Annotated in this window: 6 protein-coding genes; 4 read left to right on the forward strand and 2 right to left on the reverse strand. The window is 68.7% G+C overall.

Features of this window, described 5'->3' with window-relative positions:
* Positions 1 to 79: 79 nt before the first annotated feature.
* Positions 80 to 1,162, forward strand: a complete 1,083-nt coding sequence (lptF, locus tag IMX13_RS08470) for an LPS export ABC transporter permease LptF (protein WP_053516945.1) — start codon at positions 80 to 82, stop codon at positions 1,160 to 1,162.
* Entirely contained in the window at positions 1,159 to 2,265 is a 1,107-nt protein-coding gene (lptG, locus tag IMX13_RS08475; protein WP_053516943.1) for an LPS export ABC transporter permease LptG, read from the forward strand. Before lptF ends, lptG begins: the two co-directional genes overlap by 4 nt.
* 41 nt (positions 2,266 to 2,306) lie before the next feature.
* Here lptG and IMX13_RS08480 read toward each other — a convergent pair whose 3' ends face one another.
* On the reverse strand, positions 2,307 to 2,798 hold the full coding sequence (locus tag IMX13_RS08480; RefSeq protein WP_065175339.1) for an RDD family protein: 492 nt from the start codon (positions 2,796 to 2,798) through the stop codon (positions 2,307 to 2,309).
* Between the two features lie 56 nt (positions 2,799 to 2,854).
* Here IMX13_RS08480 and xerD point away from each other — a divergent pair, with 56 nt between their 5' ends.
* On the forward strand, positions 2,855 to 3,832 hold the full coding sequence (xerD, locus tag IMX13_RS08485) for a site-specific tyrosine recombinase XerD (RefSeq protein ID WP_065182490.1): 978 nt from the start codon (positions 2,855 to 2,857) through the stop codon (positions 3,830 to 3,832).
* Between the two features lie 101 nt (positions 3,833 to 3,933).
* On the forward strand, positions 3,934 to 4,725 hold the full coding sequence (locus tag IMX13_RS08490; RefSeq protein ID WP_065175338.1) for a DsbC family protein: 792 nt from the start codon (positions 3,934 to 3,936) through the stop codon (positions 4,723 to 4,725).
* A gap of 83 nt (positions 4,726 to 4,808) precedes the next feature.
* Here IMX13_RS08490 and IMX13_RS08495 read toward each other — a convergent pair whose 3' ends face one another.
* Positions 4,809 to 6,908: a glycosyl hydrolase family 18 protein gene (locus IMX13_RS08495; RefSeq protein ID WP_193396190.1), complete on the reverse strand. Its 2,100-nt coding sequence runs from the start codon at positions 6,906 to 6,908 to the stop codon at positions 4,809 to 4,811.
* Positions 6,909 to 7,267 lie beyond the last annotated feature (359 nt).

The following is a 7,267-nucleotide window of genomic DNA, read 5'->3' on the forward strand; positions in this document are numbered from 1 at the left end:
TACAATCGCGGACCGTTTACGCCCAGACGCTAGACTGGGCGGCACCGCGAACGAACCCCAGAGTTTAAACCACCGCCCCATGTTGAAGCTCGACCGCTACCTGCTGGGCGATTTCGTCCAGAGTTTCCTGGCCACCCTGATCGTCCTGCTGGTGGTCAGCGTGGGCGGCGTGCTGGTGGACATCCTCGGCAACATCGCCGACGGGCGCCTGCCGGCCAGGCTGCTGTTCTCGCAGCTGGCGCTGCAGTTCATCGTCTACATGCCGCTGATCCTGCCGCTGGCGTTGATGCTGGGCCTGCTGCTGGCGATCGCCCGCCTCTACCGCGACTCGGAAATGGCGGTGATCACCGCCATCGGCGTGGGCCCCAGGCGCCTGCTGCGGCCGCTGCTGATGCTGGTGGTGCCGGTGGTGGCGGTGGTGGGCGCCTGCTCGCTGTGGCTGGGGCCGTGGGCCTCACGCACCGCCGAGCAGATGATCCAGGACGCCAACCGCAGCGTACTGATGGCCGGCCTGGAACCCGGGCGCTTCACCCCGCTGCCCAACGGCGGCGTGGTCTACCTGTCCTCGATTTCGCCCGATGGCACCCAGCTGGGCAAGGTGTTCCTGCAGCGTGCCAAGGACGACCGGCTGGAAGTGGTCTCTGCCGCCAGCGGCCGCATGTACTTCGAGGGCGAGCGGCAGCGCTTCTTGGAACTGGACAAGGGCCACCAGGTCGAGGGTCCGCTGGCCGGTGCGCTGGATTACCGGCTGGCCACCTTCGCCCGCAACGATGTGGCCCTGCCTGACGGTGCGCAGACCCGCAAGGATGACGATCCGGAACTGATGTCGACCCTGCAGCTGCTGGGCGACGGCCGCACCCAGGCCCAGGCCGAACTGCATCGCCGGCTGGCCCCGCCGCTGATCGCCCTGGCGTTCGCCCTGCTGACCGTGCCGCTGGGGCGCAGCTCGCCGCGCCAGCAGCGCTACGGGCGCATGATGCTGGCCCTGCTGGCCTACATGGTCGGCACCAACCTGACGTTCATCGGCGCCGGCTGGATCGCCAGTGGCAAGCTGCCGGCGATGCTGGGCCTGTGGTGGCTGACCCTGCCACTACTGGCGTTCGCGGTCTGGATGTATGCGCGTGATGGACGCATGAGCCTGCCCAAGGGGGCCCGCGCATGATGCTGCGACCGATGCGGTTCGATTTCTACCTCGGGCGCGCGGTGTTCGGCACCGTGCTGTTGACCTGGGCGGTGCTGACCGGCCTGGACGTGGTGATGGCCTTCTCCGGCGAGTTCAAGGACATCGGCAAGAACGGCTACACCCTGGGACACGCCGCGGCGTGGGTGCTGTATACGGTGCCACGCCGCGCCTACACCTTCTTCCCGACCGCGGCGGTGATCGGCGCGCTGATGGGGCTGGGCCAGCTGGCGGCGACCTCCGAACTGACCGCGCTGCGTGCGCTGGGCCTGTCCCGCAAACGCCTGAGCGTGTCGGTGGCGATTGCCCTGTCGCTGCTGACCGCAGTGATGGTGTTCAGCGCCGAGACGCTGGGCCCGTGGGGGCAGAACCGTGCCGATTCGCTGAAGATGAGTGCCAAATGGGGCCAGGACATGGCCGTGGCCCGTTATTCCGGCATGTGGGCACGCGAAGGCGATACCTTCCTCAACGCACAGAGCGGTGAGGAACAGCTGGTCGGCAACACAGGAACGCGATTGATCCTGCGTGACGTCCGCCTGTACCGGATCGCCGAAGACGGGCGGATCGCATCCCTGACCCACGCCGCCACTGCCGAACATGACAAGGACGGCTGGGTATTGACCGGCGTGCGCCGCGATACCTTCGGCGAGCGCTCGGCAACGCGCGAGGAAGTGGCGCGCGAGCCCTGGAATTCCAAGCTGGACGCGGCGGCACTGGCGACCGGTATCGCCAAGCCGCGCAACCTGAGCGTGTCCGAACTGAGCACGAGCATCGCCTATCGCGAGCGCAACGGCCTGGATGCGCGTGACTTCGAGGATGTGTACTGGAGCCGCTGGTTCTATCCGGTGAACGTACTGGCGCTGTGCCTGGCCGCCGTGCCGTTCGCGTTTGGTTCGCTGCGCAGTGGTGGCATGGGCAAGCGCCTGTTCCTCGGCATCCTGTTCGCGTTGGGCTTCTGGCTGCTGCAGCTGTTCTTCGGGCGCATGGCCGGCGCACTGAAGTTTGATTACCGCATCGCCTACGCGCTGCCGCCGATCGTGATGCTGGTGGTGTCAGGCCTGCTGTTCCGGCGGAAATCGGGCTGATTCCGGCAACGCCGGGCCATGCCCGGCGCCAGCAGGACACTTCAGCGCTTGGGCATCCGCACCAGACGCGTGCCACTGGCACGGTCGTGCCACGCCAGGCGTTGGCGATCCAGCAGGGCCCACCAGAAGCCCAGCCCGCCCAGCAGCAGCGACAGCGTTGCCACCGCAAACCGCAGCCACAGCTGCGCGCGCCGCAGCGCGGTGCCGTCGGCCGACACCAGTTTCAGCCGCCACGGCCGCATGCCAAGGGTCTGCCCACCCCGGCGCCAGCTGGCGGTTGCATAGGCCCCGGTGACGACCCAGCACACCGCCCACAACAGCCATTGCCAGGCACTGAAGGGCGCGATGTTCTCGCGCTGTGCATGGCCACTGAAGGTATAGGCCAGGGTAAACGCCGTGCCGGCCAGCATCCACAGCGCGAGCACGGGCAGCGCGTCGTAGACCATCGCCAGCACGCGCCACGGCAGCAGCGCACGGGGGCGCTGCGCCTCGGGCGTGGCAGTGGAAGACACGTCGGTGGCAGGGCTGGACATGCGCCGAGCATACGCAAAGCTGGCCGCGTCCGCAGTCACCCTCGTATCCTCCACGCATGGCCGTCATTTCCACCCCCGCCGAGCGCCGTCAGCTGGTCCAGCAACTGCCTGCACTGCGTGCCGACGACAGCATGCGCATCCAGCGCTTCCTTGATGCCATCTGGGCGGAGAACGGTCTGGCCAGGGCCACCCTGGACAGCTACCGACGCGATCTGGAAGGGTTGGCACGCTGGCTGGACGGCCGCGAAGGGGGCCTGGCCGGCGTCGAACGCGCCGGGTTGTTCGACTACCTGGCCTGGCGCACGCGCCATGGCTGGTCGCCACGCAGCAATGCGCGCCTGCTGTCGGCGCTGCGTGCGTTCTTCGCCGATGGCGTGCGTCGCGGCGAGCGCAGCGAGGACCCCGGCGCTCTGCTGGATCCGCCGAAGCTGCCACGCCTGCTGCCCAAGGCGCTGGCCGAAAGCCAGATCGATGCGTTGCTGGCCGCGCCGGATGTCGGCAGTCCGCTGGGGCTGCGCGATCGGGCCATGCTGGAGCTCATGTACGCCGCGGGCCTGCGCGTGAGCGAACTGGTACTGCTGCCGGCAACGGCGGTGAACCTGCGGCAGGGCGTGCTGCGGGTGACCGGCAAGGGCAGCAAGGAGCGGCTGGTGCCGCTGGGCGAGGAGTCACAGCACTGGCTGGAGCGTTACCTGCAGGATTCACGGCCGCAGCTGGTGGGAAAGGGCAGGGTGCAGGCACTCGCCGATGGGCAGACGCCGCTGTTCATCGAGCCCCGGCTGCACGCGCTCACGCGGCAGGCGTTCTGGCATCTCGTCAAGCGCCACGCGCAGGTCGCCGGCATCGATCCGGCCCGCATCAGCCCGCACGGCCTGCGGCACAGCTTCGCCACCCATCTGCTCAACCGTGGCGCGGACCTGCGCGCGCTGCAGATGCTGCTTGGCCACAGCTCGCTGTCGACCACCCAGATCTACACGCTGGTGGCGCGTGAACACCTGCAGAAGCTGCACGCCCGCCACCATCCCCGTGGTTGAGCGGCCTGGATGAACCCCGTCCGGCTCCCGTCAGCGGGCCACGGCGCCGCCCCGGGCGGCTGTGTCAGAATCGGTGGTCCTCTTCTGCTGCGGAATGCTCCATGCTCCGATTCGCCATCGCCGCCGTGTTCGGCGCGCTCAGCCTGACGGCCTGCGCCCAGCCGGCTCCGCCGGCCCCTGCGGCCAAGGCGCCTGCCGCCGCCTCCGCCCGGGCCACCCCGGCTGCCAATGGTCCGGCAGAGCAGGCGGTGCGCGCCGCGCTGACCGCGCTCAACCCCGGTTTCGAAGTGGATTACATCGGCGCCGCGCCCTTCCCCGGTTTCCGCGAGGTGGTGGTCTCCGGTCAGCTGCTGTATGTCTCCGACGACGGCCGCTACCTGTTCCAGTCGCAGCCTTATGACACCCGGGCCAAGGGGCCGGCCAACAGCGAGGGCCTGCTCGGTTACCGTCGCGCGCTGCTGGCCAAGGCCAACCACGGCGACCGCATCGTGTTCGCCGCGCCCAACGCCAAGTACACGGTCAGCGTGTTCACCGACATCGAGTGCGGCTATTGCCGCAAGCTGCACCAGGACATCGCCGAACTCAACCGCAACGGCATCAGCGTCGAGTACCTGGCCTTCCCGCGCATGGGACTGGGCAGCAAGGATTACACCGACATGATTTCGGTCTGGTGCGCAGCCGATCGCCGCCAGGCGCTGACCAATGCCAAGCGTGGTGGAACCGTGCCGGCGAAGAACTGCACCAATCCGGTGGCGATGCAGTACGCGCTCGGCCAGCAGCTGGGGGTGAACGGTACCCCGGCGATCTTCGCGCCCGATGGCACCCAGCTGGGCGGCTACCTGCCGCCGGCGCAGCTGCGTGCGGCGCTGGAGAAACTGTCGGCCCAGCGCTGACCGGGATATCGCCGGGCAGGGCCCGGCGCTATCCACCCGGCCACGGTAGCGCCGGGCCATGCCCGGCGCCCCCGGCCTTTTCCTTACTTCAGACCATCGCTGACGGCCTTGGTCAGCGTGCCCTGCGCATCGTCACCACTGAATTCCCAGACGAACGCGCCGCCCAGGCCCTGGGTCTTCACGTAGCCCATCTTGCGGGTGATGTTGGCCGGAGTGTCGAAACTCCACAGCGTGCTGCCGTTGTAGATCCAGGTGGCGCCGGCGGTGTTGTCGGTGTAGCCCGGCCAGGCCAGGTTCTTCAGTACCTTCCAGTCTTCGATGCCGGCCTCATAGGTGCCCGGTGCGGCGCCTGAGGCGGTCTGGTACAGGCCATTGTTGGCATTGGCCACGCCCGTCCAGCCACGTCCGTAGTAGCCGATGCCCAGGTTGAGCTTGGCGGCCGGCACGCCCCGGCTGATGAAGGCCTCGATGGCGTCATTGCTGTTGTACAGCTTCTGGTCGCCGGTGGATGGATCATTCGGCGAATCGAACAGTGCCGACTGGTGATTGGTCCTTGCATCCCACGCACCGTGGAAGTCGTAGGTCATCACGTTGATGTAGTCCAGGTACGGGTGATAGGCCGCCGGGTCGGTGACGCGGATCTTGTCGATGCCGGCACCCACCGCCACGGTCAGCAGAAGGCCCGGACGCACCGCATCGAGCTGGCGGCGGAACTCGGCCATGAGTGCGGTGAAGTTGGCGTTGTCCTCGGGCTTGCCGCACTCGATGCCGCAGGCCACGGGGTATTCCCAGTCGATGTCGATGCCGTCGAATACGCCCAGCGCTGCGCCCGTGCCGCCGGCGCCGTCGGTCACCGGCAGGTTGCCCTTGATGTAGGCGTCGATGCAGGAGGCGACGAAGGCCTGGCGGTTCTCCGGACGGGCCGCGCTGGAGAATCCACGCGACCAGGTCCAGCCGCCCAGCGAGATCAGCACCTTCAGACCCGGATGCTTGGCCTTGAGCTGCTTGAGCTGGTTCCAGTTGCCGCGCAGCGGCTGGTCCCAGGTATCGGCGCTGCCACTGACGCTCTCGGCGGCGCTGAAGGCCTTGGTGTAATCGGCGAACGCATCGCCACCGGCGCCGCTGTTCGGATCCGACGGCTGGGTCACGCCCACTTCGCAGCGGTTGTTGCGCACGTTGCCGAAGGCGTAGTTGATGTGGGTCAGCCGCGCGGCGGAACCGCTGCTGTCGATGTTCTTCACCCGGTAGTTGCGGCCGTAGATGCCCCACTGGGTGAAGTAGCCGATGACCCGCTTGCCGGTGCCGCCACCGTCGCCGGCCAGGGTGGTGGCGCTGATTTCCGTGCCCTGGGCGGACGCATTGCCGGCGTTGTCGCGGGCCCGCACACGGTAGCGGTAGGTGGTGGATGCGGTCAGGCCGCCATCGACGTAGCTGGTGCTGGACGGCGAACCGACCAGGCTGCCGTTGCGGTACACGTCGTAACCGGCCACGCCGCTGCCACCGGCGTTGTCGGTGGACGGACTCCAGCTCAGCGCGATGCTGCTGGCGGTACGGGTGCCCACCGCCAGTCCGCCGGGCACGCTGGGTGCGGTGGTATCGCCGCTGGCAGCGTTGACGGTGATGGTGATGGTCGGGGTGCTGGTGGTGGCGTTGTTGTTGTCGGTGGCCACCGCGCGCAGGGTGTGGCTGCCGGCGCTGGCATTGGCCCAGCTGGCGCTGTAGGGAGCGCTGGTATCCACGCCGATCGAGCTGCCGTCGCGGAAGAATTCCACCTTGCTGACGCTGCCGTCCGGGTCGCTGGCGTTGGCGGTGACGTTGATGGTGCTGCCGGCGCTGAAGGTAGCGCCATTGGCCGGTGAGGTCAGGCTGACCACGGGAGGCTGGTTGACGCCGCCGCTATCGCAGGCACCGAGGTTGGTGTAGTAGGGCGCACCGGCCGGATGGTCTGGCGGGGCATTCCAGATGTCCTGGTTTGCCCGATACAGCACGCCGCCCTTCTGCAGGGTGTCGCCGGCGCGATAGATCTTGGCCTGGTCCCATTCGGCCACGCCGGCACAGCTGGCGGCCTGGGCCAGGCCCGGCAGGCTGGCGGCACCGGCGGCCAGGGCAAGCAGCCAGGCCAGGCGGCGGGGACGACAGCTTCGGGTGGAACGTTCGGCACTGCGCACAATCGGGTCGTACATGGTGTGTCTCCGATCAAAGGGCGCGCGGGCCCCGATGGCGCCGCGCGTGACGCAGGTCCGGGCGTCGCCGGGGAAGGCGACGGGAGGGGCCGGACAGAGGCACCTGGGAGGCCGGGGAGAGAGTCCGGCGCCAGGTAGGGACAACGTTGTCATCAATTGCGTGGTCAATCCGTGAGCAAGCGCATGGTTCCGGGATTCGGGCGGAACGCGCTGGCGCGCAGTTGGCGGCCAACGGCGGAGCCCCCTCGTGGGTGGGGGCGCTTACAGCGGACTTCTGGGGGGGGGGCGGGGGGGGGGGGGGGGGGGGGGGGGGGGGGGGGGGCGGGGGCGAGGGGCGGGGGGGGCGGCGCCCGGCCGGC

This window comes from Stenotrophomonas sp. B2 (assembly GCF_014947095.1).
GTDB lineage: Bacteria > Pseudomonadota > Gammaproteobacteria > Xanthomonadales > Xanthomonadaceae > Stenotrophomonas > Stenotrophomonas maltophilia_P.

Coding starts and splice junctions, on each gene's coding strand:
- lptF (WP_053516945.1), top strand. CDS start 80: ATGTTGAAGCTCGACCGCTACCTGCTGGGCGATTTCGTCCAGAGTTTC.
- lptG (WP_053516943.1), top strand. CDS start 1,159: ATGATGCTGCGACCGATGCGGTTCGATTTCTACCTCGGGCGCGCGGTG.
- IMX13_RS08480 (WP_065175339.1), bottom strand. CDS start 2,798: ATGTCCAGCCCTGCCACCGACGTGTCTTCCACTGCCACGCCCGAGGCG.
- xerD (WP_065182490.1), top strand. CDS start 2,855: ATGGCCGTCATTTCCACCCCCGCCGAGCGCCGTCAGCTGGTCCAGCAA.
- IMX13_RS08490 (WP_065175338.1), top strand. CDS start 3,934: ATGCTCCGATTCGCCATCGCCGCCGTGTTCGGCGCGCTCAGCCTGACG.
- IMX13_RS08495 (WP_193396190.1), bottom strand. CDS start 6,908: ATGTACGACCCGATTGTGCGCAGTGCCGAACGTTCCACCCGAAGCTGT.